Annotated in this window: 19 protein-coding genes; 12 read left to right on the top strand and 7 right to left on the bottom strand. The window is 47.1% G+C overall.

Annotated features, from left to right (window positions below; genetic code table 11):
• Window positions 1-17: 17 nt before the first annotated feature.
• Together JQX58_RS04055 and ydiJ are read right to left on the bottom strand one after the other, a co-directional pair.
• The gene (locus JQX58_RS04055) at window positions 18-752 is read right to left on the bottom strand and encodes a spermidine synthase (protein WP_204145531.1); all 735 of its coding nucleotides are present in this window, start codon (window positions 750-752) and stop codon (window positions 18-20) included.
• A 63-nt stretch (window positions 753-815) separates the two neighbouring features.
• A complete protein-coding gene (gene ydiJ, locus JQX58_RS04050; RefSeq protein ID WP_204145530.1) occupies window positions 816-3,884 on the bottom strand; it encodes a D-2-hydroxyglutarate dehydrogenase YdiJ in 3,069 nt (1,022 codons plus the stop codon).
• A 334-nt stretch (window positions 3,885-4,218) separates the two neighbouring features.
• On the opposite strand from ydiJ, the gene JQX58_RS04045 reads away from it, so the two are divergent.
• From JQX58_RS04045 to JQX58_RS03995, 11 genes are all read left to right on the top strand, one after another.
• A complete protein-coding gene (locus JQX58_RS04045) occupies window positions 4,219-5,046 on the top strand; it encodes a cysteine desulfhydrase (RefSeq protein ID WP_204145529.1) in 828 nt (275 codons plus the stop codon).
• A 117-nt stretch (window positions 5,047-5,163) separates the two neighbouring features.
• Window positions 5,164-6,045, top strand: a complete 882-nt coding sequence (locus JQX58_RS04040; protein WP_204145528.1) for an NAD(+) kinase — start codon at window positions 5,164-5,166, stop codon at window positions 6,043-6,045.
• A 17-nt stretch (window positions 6,046-6,062) separates the two neighbouring features.
• Window positions 6,063-6,923 (top strand): rhomboid family intramembrane serine protease, encoded by an 861-nt coding sequence (locus tag JQX58_RS04035; protein WP_204145527.1) that lies wholly within the window; start codon window positions 6,063-6,065, stop codon window positions 6,921-6,923.
• Between the two features lie 26 nt (window positions 6,924-6,949).
• On the top strand, window positions 6,950-7,240 hold the full coding sequence (locus JQX58_RS04030; protein ID WP_239090134.1) for a YeaC family protein: 291 nt from the start codon (window positions 6,950-6,952) through the stop codon (window positions 7,238-7,240).
• On the top strand, window positions 7,233-8,060 hold the full coding sequence (locus JQX58_RS04025) for a DUF2797 domain-containing protein (protein ID WP_204145526.1): 828 nt from the start codon (window positions 7,233-7,235) through the stop codon (window positions 8,058-8,060). Before JQX58_RS04030 ends, JQX58_RS04025 begins: the two co-directional genes overlap by 8 nt.
• Window positions 8,061-8,072: 12 nt before the next feature.
• Entirely contained in the window at window positions 8,073-10,706 is a 2,634-nt protein-coding gene (gene pepN, locus JQX58_RS04020; RefSeq protein WP_204145525.1) for an aminopeptidase N, read from the top strand.
• Window positions 10,707-10,859: 153 nt separating this feature from the next.
• The gene (locus JQX58_RS04015; protein ID WP_204145524.1) at window positions 10,860-12,533 is read left to right on the top strand and encodes a coiled-coil domain-containing protein; all 1,674 of its coding nucleotides are present in this window, start codon (window positions 10,860-10,862) and stop codon (window positions 12,531-12,533) included.
• Window positions 12,534-12,667: 134 nt separating this feature from the next.
• Window positions 12,668-16,396 carry a methionine synthase gene (gene metH / locus JQX58_RS04010; protein WP_204145523.1) on the top strand — a complete coding sequence of 1,243 codons (3,729 nt, stop codon included), beginning with the start codon at window positions 12,668-12,670 and terminating at the stop codon, window positions 16,394-16,396.
• Window positions 16,383-16,838 carry an SRPBCC family protein gene (locus tag JQX58_RS04005; protein WP_204145522.1) on the top strand — a complete coding sequence of 152 codons (456 nt, stop codon included), beginning with the start codon at window positions 16,383-16,385 and terminating at the stop codon, window positions 16,836-16,838. The genes metH and JQX58_RS04005 overlap by 14 nt, the downstream gene beginning before the upstream one ends.
• A gap of 2 nt (window positions 16,839-16,840) precedes the next feature.
• Window positions 16,841-17,449, top strand: a complete 609-nt coding sequence (gene cobO, locus JQX58_RS04000) for a cob(I)yrinic acid a,c-diamide adenosyltransferase (protein ID WP_204145521.1) — start codon at window positions 16,841-16,843, stop codon at window positions 17,447-17,449.
• A gap of 138 nt (window positions 17,450-17,587) precedes the next feature.
• A complete protein-coding gene (locus JQX58_RS03995; protein ID WP_204145520.1) occupies window positions 17,588-17,941 on the top strand; it encodes a RidA family protein in 354 nt (117 codons plus the stop codon).
• On the opposite strand, the gene JQX58_RS03990 is transcribed toward JQX58_RS03995, so the two are convergent.
• From JQX58_RS03990 to JQX58_RS03970, 5 genes are all read right to left on the bottom strand, one after another.
• A complete protein-coding gene (locus tag JQX58_RS03990; protein ID WP_204145519.1) occupies window positions 17,942-18,442 on the bottom strand; it encodes a cyclic nucleotide-binding domain-containing protein in 501 nt (166 codons plus the stop codon).
• A 151-nt stretch (window positions 18,443-18,593) separates the two neighbouring features.
• Entirely contained in the window at window positions 18,594-19,448 is an 855-nt protein-coding gene (locus tag JQX58_RS15410) for an MOSC N-terminal beta barrel domain-containing protein (RefSeq protein WP_204145518.1), read from the bottom strand.
• Between the two features lie 152 nt (window positions 19,449-19,600).
• Window positions 19,601-20,767: a type III PLP-dependent enzyme gene (locus JQX58_RS03980; protein ID WP_204145517.1), complete on the bottom strand. Its 1,167-nt coding sequence runs from the start codon at window positions 20,765-20,767 to the stop codon at window positions 19,601-19,603.
• A gap of 249 nt (window positions 20,768-21,016) precedes the next feature.
• On the bottom strand, window positions 21,017-21,436 hold the full coding sequence (locus JQX58_RS03975; protein WP_204145516.1) for a DUF6691 family protein: 420 nt from the start codon (window positions 21,434-21,436) through the stop codon (window positions 21,017-21,019).
• Window positions 21,437-21,446: 10 nt separating this feature from the next.
• Entirely contained in the window at window positions 21,447-21,848 is a 402-nt protein-coding gene (locus JQX58_RS03970) for a YeeE/YedE family protein (protein WP_204145515.1), read from the bottom strand.
• Between the two features lie 95 nt (window positions 21,849-21,943).
• Between JQX58_RS03970 and JQX58_RS03965 the strand changes: the two genes are divergently transcribed.
• Window positions 21,944-22,381 carry a DUF6942 family protein gene (locus tag JQX58_RS03965; RefSeq protein WP_204145514.1) on the top strand — a complete coding sequence of 146 codons (438 nt, stop codon included), beginning with the start codon at window positions 21,944-21,946 and terminating at the stop codon, window positions 22,379-22,381.
• Window positions 22,382-22,383 lie beyond the last annotated feature (2 nt).

Below are 22,383 nucleotides of genomic sequence, written 5' to 3'. Positions count from 1 at the left end.
TTGTGTAGTGTCATTCACTACACAACCTCTTCCAATCTTGATAACCACTTCTGTAATGCAAAGCCTAACGTCTGGCTTAGACGCTCACACTCAGTTTTTTGCTGCTTGAGATTCATCTCGTGGTGATGATCACTGGCAAATACCACCCAGTTACCGCAACCCGTGTCTAAGGCGTAAACGTGGGAAAATAACTCTAATAAAGATTCTTTAAGGTCATGCTGGTACTGATGCTCTTCCCAGCAATTAAGGACTAACATGCCGTCTGCTTTAAGTTGCTGTTTGGCGTCAGTTAAAAAGGCTGCTGTGGCAACACGCTTATCCATACCAAAGTGCTGATAAAGATCCGTAAATAGGATATCGAATTTTTTGGATTTATTATTTTTAATGAAGTCGATAGCATCATTGGCGACGATATCAAAGCGTTTGCCTTGTGGTAAACGGAAGTATTCCTTAGCCACTTCAATGATTTCAGGTCGTAGCTCTACCGCCGTAATATGAACGCCGCTGATGGCATGGTTTAAGGCGTGAACCAGTGCGCCGCCACCTAGGCCCAAAATACAGGTGCGTTTTGGTGTTTTGCCCATTAAGGCTAATAGCATGGCTTGGGTGTATTCGTGTTGTAAAACGTGTGGTGTTTTGAGCTGTATTCGACTCTGCTCATCACCTTGGGCAAACGACAGTAAGCGATATTTGCCGTCGTCAAAGACACTGATGACGCCGTAATCATCTTGTGTTTCATAAATTAAAGGCATTGCCTAGTTCTCATAATAAAAAGGCCAGGAAGACCTGGCCTTGGTGTTAATTAAGTGAGGGGATTATGCGCGATCAGCCTTTACATGCTCAAGTAAAACTTGGCAAGGATGCTTGATCTGAGTTTGGTCGAAGCGTTTCACTTGGCAGCGGCACGAATAGCCTGTGGCGACAAGTTTATCTTGTAGACTGGGGTCGTTAACTTTTTCTTTCCAAGATAGGTTGTAAATAGTTTCTGAGGTCGACTTGTTGCGGCTTTCATGGCCATAGGTTCCCGCCATGCCGCAACACCCTACATTTTCGACCGTTAAGCTTAAACCGAGTAGATCATACACGTGCTGCCAATCTTTGATCGATGGCGCAGCATTGGTCTTCTCCGTGCAATGGGCCAGCATATGAAACGTTTCACTAGTGGGTGTTAACGCTTGTTTCTCTAAATGTGTTTCCTGCTTTGCAAGCCATTCTTGCAGCAGTTGAACTTTCGGAATCGGGCGGCTTCGGCCAAAGGTTTTGGCGTATTCAGAACGATAAGTTAGCGTCATCGAAGGGTCTATACCGACTAACGGGATGCCATAAAACGATAAATTTTGCAGCATATCTAGATTTTTCTTCGCCGTTTTCTCAAAGCTACGCAAAAAGCCATGCACATGCAGCGGTTTACCGTTGGGCATGTAAGGGGCTAGATACGCTTGAAAGCCTAAGCGTGACAAAAGCTCCATGGTGTCGAGTACTAGCTCAGTTTCAAAGTAGCTTGTGAAAGCGTCTTGAATGATGATCACCGCGCGTTTGCGGTCTTTCGGGCTCAAAGATTCGATTGCAAAGGGTGTAGCCAGTCGGATGCCTCGACGTGACATTTCACGCTTTAAGTTGTGCTCTGACAGTTTAGGGCTGTCTTCTAGCCCCATTACTTTGCTCATGATGCGATTGGTGACTTTGTTGGTGATCAACCAATTGTAGGCTTTTGGTGCGCTAGCCATGGTTGGCATCATATATTCTAGCGCCCCAACAAAATAATCGCGCATCGGGCGCAAGTAGCGACTGTAATATAGCTCAAGGAATTTCGCGCGAAACTCCGGCACATCGACTTTGATCGGGCATTGACCGACACACGATTTGCATGCAAGACAGCCTGCCATGGAATCATACACCTCATGGGAGAAATCGTATTCTCCTTTACGCTTGCTTAAGGTGTTGCGCAGTCTTGGGATAAAGCTTCTTGCAAAGCTTGTGTGCTTGGTCTCGTGGCTGGCTTTAGTGGTGTCGACCCCTTGGGCGCTCATGCCGCGAAGCCATTCACGCATTAATGAAGCGCGGCCTTTTGGAGAATGGATGCGCTCACGCGTACCTTTCCACGACGGGCACATAGCATCGTGAGGGTCAAAATTATAGCAGGCGCCGTTGCCGTTACAGTAAAGGCCTTCTTTGAATTGCTCTTGGTTTCGTAATGGGATTTGGCGATCAAATTGCCCTCTTAGCGACACTTCATCGATCTTAAGGAGTTCGGCACCCAGCTCAAACGGTGTGGCGATTTTGCCTGGATTGAGCTGATTGCGTGGATCAAACGCACCTTTGACTTGTTGAATGACAGGGTATAAGTCGCCAAAAAACGCTGGGGCGTATTCAGAGCGCACGCCCTTGCCATGCTCACCCCAAAGTAAACCGTCGTATTTTTGCGTCAGGGCAACTACCTTGTCAGTGATCGCGCGAATCATTGGCTCTTGGCTTTCGTCTTTTAAATCAAGTGCTGGGCGTACATGTAAAACCCCAGCGTCTACGTGGCCAAACATGCCATAGGTGACACCGTAGCTGTCTAGCACAGCGCGAAATTCCATAATGTAATCGGCAAGATTTTCCGGTGGCACGGCTGTGTCTTCGACAAAAGGAATAGGGCGCTTTTCTCCTTGCACATTGCCTAGTAACCCGACAGATTTTTTGCGCATCGCCCAAATTTTGTTGACGTTACTGTGTCCGAAGGCCACGGTGTAGCCTTGTGTGCTGCCGCCTTGTTGAGCGAGTTCATCGAGCGCCTCAGTCAATACTTTTACGCGCGCTAAAACGTCTTCTTCACTGTCGCCGGTGTATTCGACAAGGTTGATGCCTTGCGTGTCTTCACCGGATTGTTGCGGGAAAAACTCAGCAACGGTATTCCAAATAATGTCATTTTTGGCCAGCTCTAAGACTTTAGAATCGACGGTTTCGATGGAAGTAGGGCGTACGGCAAGTAGTTGTTTGGCATGACGTAATGACGCTTCAAAGCTGTCATAGCGGATATTTACTAGTGCGGCATAAGTCGGGATTTTCACTAGGTTAACTTTGGCTTCCACGATGAAACCAAGTGTGCCCTCAGAGCCACATAAAATATTATTTAGATTGAAGCGACCACCCGCATCGCGGATATGCGCCAAGTCGTAGCCGGTTAAGCAGCGATTGAGTTCTGGGAATGTTGCTTCGATCTGTGAATGATGCTGTTTTTGAATGCTGTCGACTACGCGATGTATGTGCGCAGCGTAATCACTACCGGATTGAATCTCGCTAAGAGTACTATCGTCAATGGCGTGCGTGTGCAGTTTTTCACCATCTAGCAATACGGTGTCGAGCTCGAGTACGTGGTCACGAGTTTTGCCGTACATAACCGAGCCTTGTCCGCTGGCATCGGTGTTGATCATGCCGCCAATGGTAGCACGGTTGCTTGTGGAGAGCTCGGGAGCAAAAAAAAGCCCGTGCTCAGCAGCGGCGCGGTTTAATTGGTCTTTCACAACACCGGTTTGTACGCGTGCCCAACCTTGCTCAGCATTGATTTCCAAGATTTGGTTCATGTGCTTTGATAGGTCGACTACTAAACCATCGGTTAATGATTGGCCATTAGTGCCGGTACCGCCACCGCGAGGGCTTAGAACAATGTCATGAAACTCTGGCTCGTTGCTGGTACGTGTGAGAAGTTGGATATCGGCAACAGTCTTGGGGTAGAGAACCCCTTGAGGCAGCACTTGATAGATGGAGTTATCGGTCGCTAGTACCACACGGTTGGCGTAATCTGGGTTGGTGTCGCCTTGAAATCCCGAAGCTTTAATGCGTTCAATGAAGGCAAGATACTTCGCCTGAATAGGCGAGACTTCTGATAGCTTAGGAATCATTATCATTTCTCCGATGTTTGCATGCTTGTGCGCGACATATTCTAACAATAATTTGGCTTTTAGGGACGATAGCCGACAAAAAAAGCCAAAATAACTTACTTGATTCGTATCGATCAGTCAGAGACAACAAAGCAAGTGCTACCTGTTACAATACGTTTTTGATCAGCATTTAGATGTTATGCATATTGAGCCTGTTATTTTACCTGCGCAAACTGACTCAACTCAGTCATTCTATATTTATCGTGGTGATTTGGAGTGCGCTATCGCGCCAGGTAACAAGCAACACAAGTTAAAATATCACCTACAGCGTGCCATAGAACTTAAGTCCTCTGTAGTGGCCACCTTTGGTGGTCCGCACTCTAATCATATCGCGGCTTTTACTGCCCAATGTCACGCCAGACAATTGCAGCCTATTATTATTGTGCGTGGTGAGGTGCATGCGTCTCTCACGCCGACGCTACGACAGGCGGTTGATAAAGGGGCTATTTTGTTTCCAAGTGAGCGTAAGGATTATCGCTTGGGACTGAGCTCTGCGATCAGGAAATGTGTCGATGAGCAGTTTGGTCAAGTCTACTGGGTGCCGGAGGGCGGCGGCGGAGAGCTTGGATTTTTGGGGTGTTTAGAGTGGGCTGAAAGTATCTTTGCAAAAACAATGTCAGGTGCGCACGTTTGTGTTGCGGCCGGCACAGGTACGACCGCCGCGGGCTTTGCTAGCAGCTCTTTTGCGTCTGTATCGGTATTTTCAGCACTTAAAGGCGTGACAGATCTTGAACAGCAGATTGTTAAGCTTTGTGATGCGTATCACAAGCCCGCTTATGGTTGCCTCAAAGCGTTTGATGAAAGCCTGCATGGTGGCTTTGGTAAACTAAGTGATAATTTGCTGGTATTTCTGGCGGCGCTTAAACGTTTAAATCCCACACTTCAGTTAGATCCTGTTTATACCGCAAAAATGGTGTATCGAGTAAATGAGCTATTGGCACAGGGAAAATGGAGAGCGCCTCATACATTGTTTATTCACACCGGTGGTCTGCAAGGTTGGCAAGGCGTGAGTGCAAGTAAAAACCCTTACTCAAACATGAGTTCGACTGCAGGTAAGGCTTTGATTGCAGAGATATGTTTTGTTGGTGCGTGGCGCATATCTCTGCTTCGTGGTACATTCTAACGCTTATTGAGAGGGGGTGATGGCGCCTGTGCAGACATTAACCTGTATCGGAATCCATCTAACACGCGGCCTCTACCGCGCGATACCAGAAACTTTACAACGGGAAAGATTAACTAGATGAGTCTTTTTAAACGGATTGGCATCATTGCACGTTTGGACAAACCGCAGATCCTAGAAACAGTGAAAGGGCTAACAGACTTTTTAATTGAACAGGATGTTGAGCCTGTGTTGGAGGCTGATCTAGCGACCATGATGCCGGGCTTACAAGCCGATGCGGCACCACTGAGTGCACTGGGCGACCGTTGTGATTTGGTCATGGTAGTAGGGGGCGATGGGAGTTTTCTAGGCGCTGCGCGCGCCATTATTGACTATGACGTGCCTGTATTAGGCATGAACCGCGGTACTTTAGGGTTTTTAACGGACATTTCACCGACCAACTTCGAACAAGAGCTACTGCCGATTTTACGGGGCGAATATCACGAAGAGAAACGCTTCATGATTCAAGCCAAGATCAAACGCCAGAACCGCCCGAGTGGCGAAGGTATTGCGTTAAATGACTTGGTTCTTCACCCAGGCAAATCTGCTCGTATGATACGTTTTGACCTATTTATCGACGATCAGTTCGTGATGAATCAGAAGTCGGATGGTCTGATTGTTGCTACCCCAACAGGCTCCACTGCATACGCCTTATCGGCAGGCGGTCCAATCATGTTGCCAAAATTAGACGCGCTAGTATTGGTGCCAATGCATCCTCATACATTAAGTAACCGCCCGATTGTGATCGATGCTGATGCCAAAATTCGTATCGTTGTATGCGAATCAAACCTTACTTATCCGAGTGTTAGTTGTGATGGCCAATTAAACATAACAGCAGCGCCTGGCGATGAGATTCACATCACACGTCGTCAAGGTGGTATCCGCTTGATCCATCCTAAAGATCATGACTTCTATGATGTCTGTCGTAGCAAGCTTGGATGGCAGTCTAGTTATCGCCAATAAACCTTCAAGGGTGTCCCATGTATTTACTTTATGAATTTGCGGACCACGAAACCCCAGCCAAGCTTAGTCAGGCGTTATGGCAGCAGGACATCAGTCACCGAATAGTCACTGAGCAAGGCAAAGAGCAGCTTTGGCTGCTTGACCCTGAGCAAGCACATCAGGCGTTGGCATTGCTTGAACAATGGCAAGCAGCGCCAGACACTTTGAGTAAGGTCTCGCCCAAAAAGCGTGTGCGCAATCATTCTTTCGCCTCTTGGCATCGCTCGCCCATGACCCTGGCAACGCTCATCATCAGTGCGTTTGTAGCGCTCATTACGGGAGCGGGTGAATACCTTGATATGGTGAGCTGGTTTACGATTTCTTCCTTCGAAATCGCGGGCAATCAAATCCGTTTTGCTCGTTTGACGGACGTATTAGCTGAAGGAGAGTATTGGCGTTTATTGACGCCTACGTTTATTCACTTCGGAATTGCCCATCTTATTTTCAATGGTCTATGGATATGGGAAGTCGGGCGTAAACTTGAGCAGCTAATGGGCTCATTGCTTTGGCTTGTGTTTGCGCTTTTGGTCAGTGTGGCCAGTAACATTGGTCAATACTTATTAAATGGCTACCCTTTATTTGGCGGTTTATCTGGCTTGGTATACGGGCTCATTGCTTTTGCTTGGGTGATGCCTTATTTAGTAAAAGGTTGGCCTGGAATTATTTCAAAACCTTTAATGGTGTTTTTTGTGCTTTGGCTGATCGCTGGTTACACCGATATTTTTGCCGTGATTGGGCTGGGTTCCATGGCTAATGAGGCGCATCTGATTGGCCTTTTGGCCGGACTCATTTTGGCGGGCATCTACAGCGTAGGCTACAAACTTTTAAGAAAGAACTGAGTACTAGGGCAGTTTGGTACGAGAGAATGATGAATTTTAAAGACATGATCGACAATATGTCGCCTGAAGTTTATGGGCGTCTTAAGCAAGCGGTAGAGCTTGGTAAATGGCCTAATGGCGTCAAACTGACTCCAGAGCAGCTAGAGCTTTGCATGCAGGCGATTATCACCTATGACTACACGAACAAAGAAGAAGCTCAGCGTGTTGGTTACATCGACCGTGAAGTTCATAAAGGCTGTGGCAGCAAAACTGATACGCTAGAACACGAGACTATTAAGTGGGTCAACAATCAAGGTGGCACTGATTCGGATGCATAAAGGCGATTTAAGAAAAATGCAGGCCAGTGCCGACAGTGCTGGCAAAGTCAGTTATCAAATGCGTCTTGGTGATGAGTCGATTCCCCTAGACGCTGCCCTTGGTCAAAAAGTCTCGTTGGCCTTCAGTGGTGCGATTCACTGTATTCATTGTGGTCGCGCCAGCAAGAAATCCTTTAGCCAAGGCTATTGTTACCCATGCTTTAAAAAACTGGCGGCCTGCGATACCTGCATTATGAGCCCCGAAAAGTGTCACTATCATTTAGGCACGTGTCGTGAGCCAGAATGGGCTGAGCAGTATTGCATGCAAAGCCATTATGTTTATCTAGCCAATACAACGGCACTAAAAGTCGGCATCACCCGCGGTGATCAATTGCCAACACGTTGGCTAGACCAAGGCGCAACCCAAGCACGCGCAATGTTTTTAGTCGATAACCGTCGTATGTCTGGCTTAGTCGAGACCTTGTTCAAAAACGAAGTCGCCGATAAAACTAATTGGCGCAATATGCTTAAAGGTAGTGAGCTTGAGCTGAACCTAGAGCAAGAGCAGGAGCGCCTGATCAATAACCTGTGGGAAGGGCTTGATGCGCTGCAAAACGAGTTTGGTCTTCAGGCATTACAAGAGCTTGGTAATGATAACCAAACCCACGAATTTGTTTACCCTGTGTTGGAGTACCCAACCAAAATTACCAGTATTAATGCCGAAAAAACACCGACTGTTGAAGGCACTTTAATGGGCATAAAAGGGCAATACTGGATGCTCGACACAGGGGTTATTAACTTGCGTAAGTACACCGGATACGAAGTCGCCGTCACGCTATAGGAGCCTTACATCATGGCAGAACAACAGCCCGCAGCAATTTATTTAAAAGATTACCAAGTTCCTAATTTCTTAATCGATAAAACGGAACTGACCTTTGATCTTGACGAAACTCAGACCATCGTCACCTCACGTCTACACATCCGTCGTAATCCAGACAGTGATCAGCAGACCTCTGCCTTAGTGTTGGATGGCGGTGAAGACGTAACCTTGATTGCCGTGGCGATTGATGGCTACACCTTACCTAAAGAAGAATACCGTTTCCAAGATGATAAACTGGTGATCACCGCAACACCTGAATCGTTTGTGTTGACCTGTGAGACCTTGATCGAACCACAAAACAATACACGTCTTGAAGGCCTGTATCGCTCGTCATCAATGTTTTGTACGCAATGTGAAGCGGAAGGTTTCCGCCACATTACCTATTACCTAGATCGCCCAGATGTGATGTCGGTGTTTACTACGACCATTATCGCAGACGCCAATCGTTACCCAGTAATGCTATCCAACGGTAACGAAGTAGAGCGCGGTACCACAGAAGAGGGTAAAACCTTCGTCACTTGGCATGACCCATTCAAGAAGCCAGCGTATTTGTTTGCCTTAGTGGCTGGTAACCTTGAAGTGCTAAACGATACCTTCACCACCATGAGTGGCCGTGAGGTTAAGCTGCAGATCTTTACCGAACAGCACAATATCGACAAGGTCGATTTTGCCATGGACTCGTTGAAGCGCTCCATGAAATGGGATGAAGAAGTCTATGGTCGTGAATACGATCTGGATATTTTCATGATCGTGGCGGTCGATGACTTCAACATGGGCGCCATGGAAAACAAAGGTTTGAATATTTTTAACTCAAGCTGTTTATTGGCGAGCCCAGAAACTACGACTGATGATGCCTATTTGCGCGTTGAGGCGGTTGTGGCGCACGAATACTTCCACAACTGGTCGGGGAACCGTGTGACCTGTCGTGATTGGTTCCAGTTGAGCTTAAAAGAAGGTTTCACCGTATTTCGTGATCAATCTTTCTCGGCCGATATGCACTCTGATGTTGTCAAACGTGTGGAAGATGTTTCTTTCCTTAAGACGACTCAATTTGCCGAAGATGCTGGCCCGATGGCCCATCCGATTCGTCCAGCGTCATTTATCGAAATTTCCAACTTCTACACCTTAACCATTTATGAAAAAGGTGCTGAAGTGGTGCGCATGATTCACACGCTATTGGGTGAAGAAGGCTTCCGCAAAGGCTCAGACTTGTATTTTGAACGTCACGATGGTCAAGCAGTGACGTGTGATGACTTCGTGCAAGCAATGGAAGATGCCAATGGTGTTGACCTAAGCCAATTCAAGCGTTGGTATTCACAAGCTGGCACACCACGTTTGACCGTCACTGATCAATATGATCAAGCGACGCAAACCTATCAATTGACGATTAAGCAAGAAACACCAGCGACGCCAAATCAACCGACTAAGCTGGCATTGCATATTCCTGTCAAAGTAGGGCTAGTTGGCTCAGATAACCAAGCATTGGCTTTCACCTATGAAGGTGAGCAGAGCGATGAAGTGGTATTACAGGTCAATGATCATGAGCAAACCTTTGTCTTTGAAAATGTTGCTGAACTGCCAGTACCGTCTTTGCTACGTGGTTTTTCTGCGCCAGTTAAACTGCAATACGATTACAGCACTGAACAGCTACTGCAATTGATGTCGGGTGATCCGGATGGCTTTAATCGCTGGAGTGCCGCACAAGAGCTTGCTGTGAATGAGTTAACTGCACTGATTGTTCAAGCACAAAAGAAACAAGCCCTAAGCACTGATACCCATCTAATTGAAGGCTTCAAGGCATTACTGGCGGATAAGACACTCGATCCTGCCATGGTGGCATTGATTTTGGCGCTGCCCAGCCAAGCTTACTTAGCGGAAGTGTCAGAGCAGATTGACCCGCACGCCATTAAGGCGGCACGCAAGCATTTACGTGAAGTGATCGCTAAGGCGCTGGTTTCAGAGTTTAAGGGCTTGTACCAAGACAATACGGTTGCACAAGCGTACCAACCAAGTGCTGAGCAAATTGCTAAACGCTCACTTAAAAATGCTGCATTAGGTTACTGGTTAGCCTCTGGTAGCGATGAAGCAAAAGCGGCAGCGGTACGACAATATCGCCAAGCAGACAATATGACCGATCAATTTGCCGCGTTAAACTGTGCGGTGCACTTTGATTTGCCTGAAGCTGATGAATTGTTAGCGGCTTTCTTTGAGCAATGGCAACATGAGGCCTTGGTGGTGAATAAGTGGCTAATGCTAAGTGCTGCTCGTGAGCAAGAGCAGGGGCTTGATACTGTTAAGGCGCTTATGCAGCACCCTAACTTTGATATTAAAAACCCTAACAAGCTGCGTGCTGTGATTGGCGGCTTGGGCCAAAACGTGTCGGCCTTCCATAACTTGGATGGTAGTGGCTATGCGTTTTTAGCGGATCAAATCATTCTTCTGGATAAGCGCAATCCACAGATTGCTTCGCGTCTTTGTACGCCGCTCACCCGCTGGCAGCGAATGGTGCCAGCCTTAAGCGAGCTTATGAAAGGCCAGCTGGAACGAATTGCTCAGCAAGATTTGTCCAAAGATGTCTATGAAGTCGTCTCTAAGAGCTTGGCTTAATTAAAAAAAGCGCTGGTTTACCAGCGCTTTTTTTTTGTAAGGTATTTGTCAGTGATAAAAGTTAAAGTAATCTGTTAATGAGTTGCGAAAGTGCTAACTATCTGCCATATCTTTAATCGTACTGTGATGTTTTGCTGAAAGGGGAATTGTTTGATGAAACGTGTTACTTACGCTGTAATGCCTTGGGTATTGGCAAGCATGTTGAGTGCTTGCAGTACGCAAACGACCCAAACTGACACGACCACGGTGCGTAATTATCCCTCTACCTCGGTATTAGGCTCTTCTTTACCCGCGCCATCAGCTGAGAAAATCCAACGTTTACGCCAGCAGCTTATGCAAAGCCAAGAGCGCTCGCAAAGATTAGCTGATCAGCTGGACGACAAAGAACGCACCATCAGTGATTTGGCAAGGCAAGAGCTAAGTGCCGACCAGCTCGCGCGCTTGGAGCGCTTGAAAAATGAACGAGATAACCTCGAACAGCGCTATAACAGTCAACGCTTGCAGAGCAGCCGCTTAAACGAGCGCTTATACCAGATTGCACCGGAGCAACAGGCGTTGGCGCTAGAGCCAGAAGACTACATGCCGGTCAATAAGAGTTTTCGTACCTTAGACAGTGAACGTTATGCGGTCAGCAAAGATTATCGTGATTTATCAATTGAGTACGCAGAGCTAAAAAGCCAACACCAAACATTGCAGCAAGAGCGTGCCAGCGTAGCTCAAACTCTTCAGCAATTGAGTGATGAAAAACAGGCATTAAATGAAGAGTTGGCACAAATTCGTGGTCAACAGCAAGTGCTTTGGGACAAGATTCGCGTTCAGGGCAATGTGATTGATAGCCTTGAAGCAACTAACGCTGAGCTGAATACGCGCGGTGGTTTTGTCGCGGCTGCCAATCAAGAGGCCGACAATAATGTTCAAGAGGTGGCTCAACTGGAGGCGCGGATTACACGCCTGCAAGCTGAAATAGATGCTCAGAACCAGTTGATTCGTAATCATCAAGCGCAGATAAACAGCCTAACCAACTCACTGGTGCAACAAGAAACGGATCATGAAAGCGAATTGAGCGCACTGCAGCAGCGTTATCAGTCCGTGCAACAACGCAATAGCGCATTAAGTCAGCGCTTAGCTGCTGTCAGCTCAGATCTAGAGCAGCGTAATCAGCAAATTGCGGCTCTTGAGCGACAGCTTGCAAACAGCCAAACTGAACGTCGAGCACTCGAGTCACGTTTAACTGCACTGGCTGAAGAGCATGAGCAAACTGAACAGGCCGTGGTTGAATTGCAAGCGCGCCACCAGCAGGTGCTAGAAACACGTACCAACCTTGAAAGCCAAGTGAATAAACTGATTGCCTTTGAAGGTGCCGTCACATCGCTACAGCAACAATTGCAAAGCGGGATTGAAAATGCGCGTTGGTCGCTGCCGACCAGTGCTAATCTTAATGATACCTTCGAGATTCGTTTTAGTGCGGATGTTGCTAATCCGATTGAAGGACAAACCTTTTACGCCGAGCTAATCGTTGATAGTGCGTTGAATATGATCAGCGCAGCGGAGGCGGAGTCAGTGGTCGATAATGGTCGTGTCAATTTTCGCTGGCGTTTGTCTGGCTTAAATGAGCGACCGAATGCCACGATGAATGTAGCGGTCAGTCAAAATGTTAATTACGACGGCCAGCAGATCTTGCGCAAAGTCTATCGAGACTCCGAGACAGTAGAGTTGATTTCAACTGATTGGCTGAGCAAATATGGCTATTGGGCGATCGCAATCTTAGGCGGTTTGCTATTAGGGTATGGCGCGTCCAGAATTGGCACGCGTGGACGAGACAGTTAAGGCGCTCGCACGCAACCAATGTGCTCATACGCGTCACTAATACGCATCTACTCATTACGTCATTACTAAAATTCAACATCTTAAGGTGTGGTTTTGTTATAGTAACCGCGCATTAATTTATTGAGGTAGTGACAGTGGTTAAGTCAGGTTCGTATGACGTTATCGAAAGTCGTTTAAAAGATAACATCCTAATTCTGGATGGTGGTATGGGTACCATGATCCAGAATTACAAATTGGAAGAACAGGATTATCGTGGAGAGCGCTTTAGCGATTGGCACAGCGAGCTAAAGGGTAACAATGACCTGCTGTCATTAACTCAGCCAAAAATGATCAAAGCCATTCATAGCGCTTACCTTGAAGCCGGCTCTGATATCATTGAAACCAATACCTTCAATGCCAACTCGATCTCGATGCTGGATTACCACATGGAGTCGTTGGCTCATGAAATCAATTTCGAGTCAGCACGTCTAGCGCGTGAAGCAGCGGATGAATTTACCGCGCAAAACCCAGCAAAACCGCGTTTTGTTGCCGGTGCTGTCGGGCCGACTAGCCGTACTTGTACTATTTCTCCAGACGTAAACGATCCAGGTTTTCGTAATATTACCTTTGATGGTTTGGTCGTGGCTTACACTGAAGCCATCGATGGCTTGATCAAAGGTGGTGTAGATTTACTACTGATCGAAACCATCTTCGACACACTGAACGCTAAGGCAGCGATCTTTGCGGCGCTGCAGTACTTTGAAGATCATGGTGTGCGCTATCCGATCATGATTTCCGGTACCATTACCGATGCATCGGGTCGTACCTTATCAGGTCAAACTACCGAAGCCTTCTGGAACTCGATCTCACATGCTAAGCCTATTTCTGTTGGCCTTAACTGTGCACTTGGGCCAAAAGATCTGCGCCAATACGTCGAAGAGCTGTCTAGCATTGCGGATACTTTTGTCTCTGCGCACCCTAATGCTGGCTTACCAAATGCCTTTGGTGAGTACGACGAATCACCAGAAGAAATGCTTGAAGAAATTCAAACCTGGGCAGAAGCTGGCTTTTTAAACATCATTGGTGGTTGCTGTGGCACAGAGCCAAGCCACATCAAAGCCTTTGCCGATGCCTTTATGGATATGGCGCCACGTGTGGTCCCTGAGATTCCTAAAGAATGTCGCCTATCAGGCCTTGAGCCATTTAACATCAGCGATGAGAGCTTGTTCGTCAACGTTGGTGAGCGTACCAACGTAACCGGCTCAGCAATGTTTAAGCGTCTGATCAAAGAAGGCGATTTTGATACGGCCTTGGATGTAGCTCGTCAACAGGTTGAGAACGGTGCGCAAATTATCGATATCAACATGGACGAGGGCATGCTTGACTCCGAAGCGGCGATGGAACGTTTCTTGAAGCTAATTGCTTCTGAGCCAGATATTTCTCGTGTGCCCATCATGCTGGACTCGTCTAAGTGGGAAATCCTAGAGACAGGCCTTAAAAACATCCAAGGTAAGGGTGTTGTAAACTCAATCAGCCTAAAAGAAGGTGAAGAGAAGTTCATCGAGCAAGCCAAACTTCTGATGAAGTACGGCGCGGCCGTGATTGTGATGGCCTTCGATGAAGTCGGTCAAGCGGATACCCGTGAGCGTAAGATTGAGATCTGTCGTCGCTCCTACGATGTGCTCGTTAACAAAGTAGGCTTCCCGCCAGAAGACATTATCTTTGACCCAAATATCTTTGCCATCGCTACCGGTATCGAAGAGCACAACCGTTACGCCCTAGACTTTATCGAAGCGACGGCGGACATCAAACGCGATTTACCGTACGCCAAAGTTTCTGGCGGTGTATCAAACGTGTCGTTCTCGTTCCGTGGTAATAACCCAGTGCGTGAGGCCATTCACGCGGTTTTCCTTTACCATGCCATCAAAAATGGCATGACCATGGGTATTGTGAATGCGGGTCAGTTAGCCGTTTACGAAGACATTCCACAGCGCTTACGTGATGCGGTCGAAGACGCCGTGCTCAACCGTACACCGGAAGCGACCGATAACTTACTGGCCATTGCCGGTGAGTTTGCAGGCTCTGGTGAAGCGGTCGAAAAAGAAACCCAAGAATGGCGCAGTCTACCGGTCGGTGAGCGTCTGACACATGCCTTGGTTAAAGGTATCACTGAGTTCATCGACGACGACACAGAAGAAGCCCGCCAACAATTTGATCGTCCGCTACAGGTGATCGAAGGTCCATTAATGGATGGTATGGGCGTGGTCGGTGACTTGTTTGGCTCGGGTAAAATGTTCTTACCTCAGGTGGTGAAATCGGCTCGTGTAATGAAGAAAGCCGTGGCTTACCTGATGCCGTTCATCGAAGAAGAAAAAGCCCGTACCCAGACACAAGGCTCATCTAGTGCCGGTAAAGTCATTATGGCGACGGTAAAAGGTGATGTTCACGACATCGGTAAAAACATCGTCGGTGTGGTATTACAGTGTAACAACTTCGAGGTGATCGACCTTGGTGTTATGGTGCCCTCGGAGAAAATCCTGCGCACCGCCAAAGAAGAGAATGCGGACATCATTGGCTTATCCGGCTTGATCACACCATCACTGGATGAAATGGTACACGTCGCTAAAGAGATGCAGCGTCAAGATTTCCATATTCCGGTGATGATCGGTGGCGCCACCACGTCTAAAGCGCATACGGCTGTGAAAATTGAGCAAAACTACAAGAACAACCAGGTTGTTCACGTAACCAATGCTTCACGCAGTGTGAGTGTGGCCAGTGCGTTGGTCACTAAAGATGAAGAACGTCGTGCTAAGTTTATTGCGGAAGTCAAAGAAGACTACGAGAAAACGCGTGAGCGCTTCAAAGACCGCGCTAAAGCGGGTCGTCGTGTGTCATTAGAAAAAGCACGTTTGAACAAGACGCCAGTTGACTTCTCAAACATCAAAACTCCTGAGAAATTGGGTGTAACTGTGTTTGAGGCCGCTGACATTGATTTCAATGAAGTGCAAAACTACATCGACTGGACGCCATTCTTCCAGACATGGGAATTGGCCGGCGCCTACCCACGCATCCTAACCGATGAGGTGGTGGGTGAAGAAGCAACACGCTTGTTTGCCGATGCCAAAGCAATGCTTGCGACCGTCATCAACGACAGCTGGCTCGATGCCAAAGCTATCATTGGTTTGTTCCCAGCCAACCAAGTGAATGACGATGACGTAGCGATCTACACAGATGAGTCTCGTGATAGCGAAGTGATGCGCTTAAACTTCTTGCGTAACCAAAATGAGCTCAATGCGCCGGGTAAATACAATCAATGTCTGTCAGACTTTGTGGCGCCTAAAGAGCAGGGCAATGATTACATTGGCGCCTTTGCTTGTGCGGCAGGTTTTGGCATCGACAGCATTGTTGAGCGCTTTGAAGCGGATCATGACGATTACAACTCAATCATGATCAAGGCGGTAGCGGATCGTTTGGCAGAGGCCACTGCAGAGTACCTTCACGAGAAAGTACGTAAAGAGCTGTGGGGCTATGCACCAGAAGAGTCGCTAAGCAATGAAGAACTGATTAAAGAACGCTACAAAGGCATTCGTCCTGCGCCTGGTTACCCAGCGTGTCCGGATCACACCGAAAAAGACAAGCTTTGGCAATTGCTGGATGTTGAAGCACAAACCGGTATCAAGCTTACTGAGAGCTACGCTATGCTACCTACGGCGGCAGTTAGCGGTTGGTACTTTGGTAATGCTGACAGTAATTACTTCGGTGTGGGCAAAATTGGCCCAGATCAAGTAGACAGCTATGCTGAGCGTAAAGGTATGAGCAAAGATGACGCCGAGCGCTGGCTAGCCCCTAACTTAGGATATGATCCAGAGGATGACCGCATCTAATTCGCCCTTTACGCTGCGTAAAGAGGCCACAATTCAGACCCCAAGCCAAGCGGCTTGGGATCTGCTTATTTCCCCCAATCCCTCAAGCTGGAATCATGCGATAGGACACTTCGAGTCGACGTTTGGATTCCATACCGGGTCACGTCTCGATCTTGAGCTGCAAAGCCTAAAAGGCCCTTGGCTGATTAAAGCCGAAGTCACCGATGCCCAGCCGATGCGCTATTTAGCGCTTCACAACGTCATGTATCATTGGTGCGTGCGCCATCATGAATTCTGGCAATTTGAACTTTCAGAGAACCAAAAAGGTATTACTCACGTAATGGCAACTTATACCTTAGAGGGTCTATTTGCGCCGCGCTTATGGCCTCGCAAACACATGCTAGCAAGCCAAGTTCTAGAACTTTGGCTTGAAAGTTTGAAGCACCAATTGGAGAAGTTTTAATTATGGGCAAAGCCATTCATGATCCCGAAAAGCATGCCGAGCGCATGAAAAAAGTCAAACACCACGTCGATAAGCGTATTGCCAAAGCACAACAAGAGAAGGGTACCTTTGTGCTTTTGACGGGTAACGGCAAAGGTAAATCCAGCTCAGCTCTAGGCATGGTGGCACGGGCTTTAGGCCATGGTTTAAATGTTGCCGTTGTACAATTTTTGAAAGGTGAATGGAATACTGGAGAAATTGATTTCTTCAAAGCCCAGCCTAACGTCACCTGGCACATTATGGATTCGGGATTTACGTGGGAGTCACAAAATCGTGAGCAAGATATTGCCAGCTCGTTAGAGACTTGGGAAAATGCGGAGGCCGTGCTGCAAGATGAGCAATACGACTTAGTGGTACTAGATGAGCTTACCTATTTGCTTCATTACGAGTACTTAGATGCCGATCGTGTGTTGCAGACATTGATGAATCGCCCCGAGATGCAGCATTTGGTAGTGACAGGCCGTGGTGCTTCGGATGAGTTGATTGAGCTTGCTGATACAGTGAGTGAGATTAAAGAGATTAAGCATGCGTTTAAGCGTGGAATCAAAGCGCAAAAAGGACTCGAGTACTAATTAGCCCAGCTAAGCGATAAGCTCTCATTTAGCTCTATTTCATAGAGGATTAGACTGCTATATCGATCTCTAACGCTCAGAAATGTTGTTAATTTACTGATATGCTAGTGTTTTCAACTTTATATATGGGAGCAGTTAATGGCAACAATTGAGCGTTTAGAAGTCAAGCAGCGTATGAGTCGTATTGTTAAGCACAACGGTATGATCTTCTTGTGTGGACAGGTTGCTGCGGATGCCAATGCCGATATTACCGAGCAAACGCAGACCATGCTTGATAAGGTAGATGCTCTGTTAGAGCAGGCAGGTTCTGACCGTGAGCACATGCTCTCTGCAACAATTTATCTGCGTGATATGAAAGACTTCGCAGCGATGAATGCGGTTTGGGATGCATGGGTGCCAGAAGGGCATGCACCAGCACGAGCGTGTGTAGAGTCTCGCCTGGCGCGTCCAGAATTATTAGTGGAAATCTCTGTGACCGCTGCCGAGAAATAATCAGCTTTTGCTGAGATCGATACTGACGCCGGCATCCGATAGGGTGCGGGCCAGTACTTGTATATTCCGGGCCATGTCTCGAGATAAATTTAAAATCAAGATACCAAAATCAAACGCAAAGCGATCGTGAAATTCAGCAAACACCTGTGGATTAATCTCAAGCAACATGCCATCCGTAGCGGCTACGGTATAACCTTGACGTGGTGACAATGCGACCATGGTGACGTATCCAAGTGCTTCACCAAACACTAAGCGCCGAATCAGCGAAGTGGAGCTGTTGCTATCCAAAAAATAATCAAACGTACCTTCAATAATGATGTAGAAGCTGTCGCCTTTATCACCATCTTGGTACACAAGTTCACCCTGTTGATACTGCTTAAGCGTGCCTGCCTGAGTTAAATACTCGATCGCGGATGCACTTAACGCACCAAAAATTGAGCCTGTCTTTAACGATTCAATGCTGAGATCGTAAGGGCAGTTTCGAACATCGACTGTATTCATAACAATCACCCCCTGAATCTTAAGATTACGTGCAACGTTACGTCACTTCCACAAGGAATAGTTTAAGATTCGTAGTGAAGCGTAACTTCTCATTACGGAGGTGTGCGCAATCGAAGCCAAGCATTCAAACCGTTTAATAAATAAGTGCCTTTTAAGCGCTCTCAAGTTGACGTTTATCTTGGTAATCGTAACTCTCTTGATATTCTAACACTTCAAGCGTGTCACCCGAGCGAATCACGCCTTCGTTTTCTGCTACCAAGTTGATACCAAAGGTCACTCCTTCTTTATCAAGTTTGCGAAACTTAGCGAGCGCCTTCAATGGTTCGCTCTTGGGGCTGCGAATGGCGGTTTTCGGATCGAGAGTAGTGAAGTTGCAACGCACGCACGGTTTCACATTGGTGAACTCCACTTCGCCAATGCGAATTCGCTTCCAAGTATCCTCGGCAAATGCCTCATTGCCCTCAACAACAATATTAGGGCGAAAGCGCTCCATTTCGACTAGGTGCTCGGTGGTTTGGTTTAGCTCATCCAAGGATGCCTGAGTGGTCAATAAGAAAGGGTAGCCATCAGCAAACGTAACAGGGCTATCTTGGCGGCGGCTGGTAAATCGCTCTGACTGTTTAGCAAAAAATACTAGGTGGACATAGATGCCGAGAATCTCACTGAACCATTGATCGGCTTCGGCAGTGGTTTTTTGTGCTTTAAGAGAGTCGTCCCAGACTTGTACGTCGATATGCTCATCAGCGAACTCGCTTTCCATAAGCAACAAGGGGGCTCGATCGTCATCTTCTGGGCCGACTAGTGATAATACTTGTTTATCAACGCTGGCTTTTACAAGTGACAGTTGCGGGTATTCTCGGGCGGTTACAAACTGGCCGTTTTCATCAACCAACATGTAGCGTCGATCAAACTTCAAACCCTGCAAAAAAACGTCTGACTCATTGAGTGGCACTGGTTTACAGGACTTAATAGGATAGATGGCTAGGTGAGAAACGTTTATTGCCACGTTGACTCCTTTTGTTTAATTCTAATGTTTCGAGTGTAACAGAAGCAGATGCGACCTTGCGATCATAAAAAAGGCAAAATAAAGATCGTTGGACATAAAAAAGCCCCAGTTTGAACACTCAAACTGGGGCTTTAATGACAGCATGCTAACGCTTAAATGCAGTACGACTTAAGCGGAGGGAAGCCGTTAAACTCTATAGCACTATACGTAGTGGTGTAAGCACCCGTAGAAAGCCAATACAGACGATCACCAATGGCAAGGTTCAGCGGCAGGCCGTATTTGTAATGCTCGTACATGATGTCGGCACTGTCACAGGTTGGGCCGGCAATGATTACTTCCTCAAGCTCGCCTTTTTTCTCTACGTGGATTGGGTATTTAATCGACTCGTCTAATGTTTCGATCAAGCCTGAGAATTTACCCACATCAGTAAACACCCAGCGATTCAAGGCGGTATGAGACTTACGAGAAATCAACACGACTTCACTCACCAAAATGCCCGCGTTTGAAATCAAAGAACGGCCAGGCTCAAGGATGATACGTGGCATTTTTTCGCCAAAATCTTCTTCCAAAAAGCGGGTAATTTCTTCAGCATAAGTGGCCAGATCATTGGTACGGCTAATGTAGTTAGCAGGGAAACCACCGCCCATATTGATCATCTGTAGCTCAATGCCATCTTCTTTTTTCAAGCGTTCGAAAATGAAGCGAACACTCGCAATAGCGGCATCCCAAGCGCCAATGTCACGTTGTTGTGAGCCGACATGGAAAGACACGCCGTAGGGCTCTAAACCAAGCTCTTTAGCAAGAATAAGTAGATCCATTGCCATGTCTGGGCGACAACCAAATTTACGTGATAAAGGCCAGTCAGCAGATACGGTACCTTCGGTTAGGATACGCACGTATACACGCGAGCCCGGCGCGGCCTTGGCGATATTGCGCAAATCCGCTTCCGAGTCGGTGGCAAACATGCGCACACCTTGCTCATAAAAGTAGCGCACATCGGCTGCTTTCTTAATAGTGTTACCGTAGCTTACTTGCTCTGGTGAAATGCCACCAATGGCCAACAGTTTGTCCAGCTCGTAACGCGACGCAACGTCAAAGTTTGAACCACGATCACGCAATAGACGTAGAATCTCAGGTGCTGGGTTAGCTTTGATCGCGTAGAAAATATCAGCGCTCGGGAATCCTTTAGTCAATTCCGTGTACGCCTCATCAATCATTTGTGTATCAATGACGACGAAAGGGGTTTCTTTGGTGTCGGCAACCGCTTTGATACGGTTGAATTGCTCTGGTGTGTAAAAAGAATGAACGTCAATAGACATGGCGCATTGCTCCTCAACTTGTAAAACATAATCCGAAAAATACGCCTTTACCTCCCTCCATCCTACTTATGGCTGTTACTTATCCGGTAGAGACTACCTTAAGCGACGAGCGCAGCAGTTGAAGCGGTGCGGAATATGTTCAGCAACGACGCGAGGCGAAATTTAAGATGCAATCATTTCTGCGTCAAGAATTTTTTGCCTTTTTACTCAATAAAAAGGCCCCTGATTGAAAGCCAATTGTATAGTGTTCTAAACATGATTACGATGGCTCTGCCACTGGAAGATAGCAGACCCAGCGATCAAAGATGTGACAAAATAAAGACCTTCTTGAGGATAGTTAACAAGGGCAGTCAGTCCAGGCCCAGGGCAATAACCACTCAAGCCCCAACCGATGCCAAACAAGCTAGCCCCTAGTACCAATTTTCGATCAAGTTCTTTGGTAATCGGAACGAGCCAGTGATCTGCCAGTATAGGCTTCAGTTGACGGCGTTTTAACTGATAAGAAATCATAGCCACTATAACAGCGCCTGACATGACCCACATTAGGGAAGGGTTCCATGCACCAAAAATATCCAAAAAGCCAAGCACCACAGCGGGATTAGTCATCTCCGACAGCGCCAGTCCTAGGCCAAATAACAATCCGGTGATAAAGGTGACGATAAGTTTCACGATAATAGTCCTACTGTACGAGAGCAACTGTGATGATGGCGACACTTATAAAAATGGTCGTGGCAACCCAAGAGCGCAAAGAAAAGCGCGCTAACCCACATACGCCGTGACCACTGGTACAACCATTGGCCAAGCGCGTACCATATCCCACCAGTAACCCAGAGATTATAAGCAGCATGGGGGCGCGTGCTTCAGGCAGAGGGGTGCGTATTTCGAAAAGAGGCCCGTAGGCACTACCGCCGATGATCAATCCGGCTATAAAAACCAGCGCTGTTAAGCGGTTCGATGGGTTAAATAGGGCATTTGCTAAAAGGCCGCTAATGCCTACCACTTTACCCAGTATTAGTAGGTATAATGCGGTTGCTAAACCGATCAGCAGTCCGCCTAATAATGGCAGAGTCCAGCTATCCATAAAGCGCTCCAGAGTGTGAGTTGTTTTTATAAGAATAAACTAATATATGGTTTTGTCTACAGCGTTTTAGAGGCTTTATTGAACTAGGAATCTAAATGAAGAGTGTGTGCTTGCAGGTGTTACTGCCTAATAAACCGGTTTTACCTGAGGGTGTAAATCACCATACTGAGATAACAGTTGATCGGCTCATCGCACTTAATGGTAATCATTGGCGCAAAATTCTCACAATCCTTGCAAAGTTGGTGGCTGACGAACAGGAAGATTGGCGTATAGTGAGAGATCAACATATTTGGAAGCGAGTTCATTTGGTCTTTGCTGCTCATGAACTGCAAGGCTTAACGGGGATTAAAATGGTAGTCGGTAAAACGTTTTTATCAGCTATCCCGCAGCCCACAGTGGCTACTCCTGTTGGAGCGGGTCGACATTATGCCTATAGCGCGCAAGATTGGCTTTGGACCCCTTATCTAGACTACCGTCAGTTTCCTAATCAACTGATCGAAGAGATACGCCGCTTTCTATTGATTCGACATTAAGG

The sequence above is a fragment of the Marinomonas ostreistagni genome, from assembly GCF_016888445.1.
Classification (GTDB): domain Bacteria; phylum Pseudomonadota; class Gammaproteobacteria; order Pseudomonadales; family Marinomonadaceae; genus Marinomonas; species Marinomonas ostreistagni.
Note: the sequence above shows the minus strand (reverse complement) of the source record. Positions and strands in the feature narration are given on the sequence as shown.

Coding starts and splice junctions, on each gene's coding strand:
- JQX58_RS03990 (WP_204145519.1), bottom strand. CDS start 18,442: ATGAATACAGTCGATGTTCGAAACTGCCCTTACGATCTCAGCATTGAA.
- JQX58_RS04040 (WP_204145528.1), top strand. CDS start 5,164: ATGAGTCTTTTTAAACGGATTGGCATCATTGCACGTTTGGACAAACCG.
- JQX58_RS03970 (WP_204145515.1), bottom strand. CDS start 21,848: ATGGATAGCTGGACTCTGCCATTATTAGGCGGACTGCTGATCGGTTTA.
- JQX58_RS04030 (WP_239090134.1), top strand. CDS start 6,950: ATGATGAATTTTAAAGACATGATCGACAATATGTCGCCTGAAGTTTAT.
- JQX58_RS04005 (WP_204145522.1), top strand. CDS start 16,383: ATGACCGCATCTAATTCGCCCTTTACGCTGCGTAAAGAGGCCACAATT.
- ydiJ (WP_204145530.1), bottom strand. CDS start 3,884: ATGATTCCTAAGCTATCAGAAGTCTCGCCTATTCAGGCGAAGTATCTT.
- cobO (WP_204145521.1), top strand. CDS start 16,841: ATGGGCAAAGCCATTCATGATCCCGAAAAGCATGCCGAGCGCATGAAA.
- JQX58_RS03965 (WP_204145514.1), top strand. CDS start 21,944: ATGAAGAGTGTGTGCTTGCAGGTGTTACTGCCTAATAAACCGGTTTTA.
- JQX58_RS04055 (WP_204145531.1), bottom strand. CDS start 752: ATGCCTTTAATTTATGAAACACAAGATGATTACGGCGTCATCAGTGTC.
- pepN (WP_204145525.1), top strand. CDS start 8,073: ATGGCAGAACAACAGCCCGCAGCAATTTATTTAAAAGATTACCAAGTT.
- JQX58_RS04015 (WP_204145524.1), top strand. CDS start 10,860: ATGAAACGTGTTACTTACGCTGTAATGCCTTGGGTATTGGCAAGCATG.
- JQX58_RS04035 (WP_204145527.1), top strand. CDS start 6,063: ATGTATTTACTTTATGAATTTGCGGACCACGAAACCCCAGCCAAGCTT.
- JQX58_RS04025 (WP_204145526.1), top strand. CDS start 7,233: ATGCATAAAGGCGATTTAAGAAAAATGCAGGCCAGTGCCGACAGTGCT.
- JQX58_RS03995 (WP_204145520.1), top strand. CDS start 17,588: ATGGCAACAATTGAGCGTTTAGAAGTCAAGCAGCGTATGAGTCGTATT.
- JQX58_RS03980 (WP_204145517.1), bottom strand. CDS start 20,767: ATGTCTATTGACGTTCATTCTTTTTACACACCAGAGCAATTCAACCGT.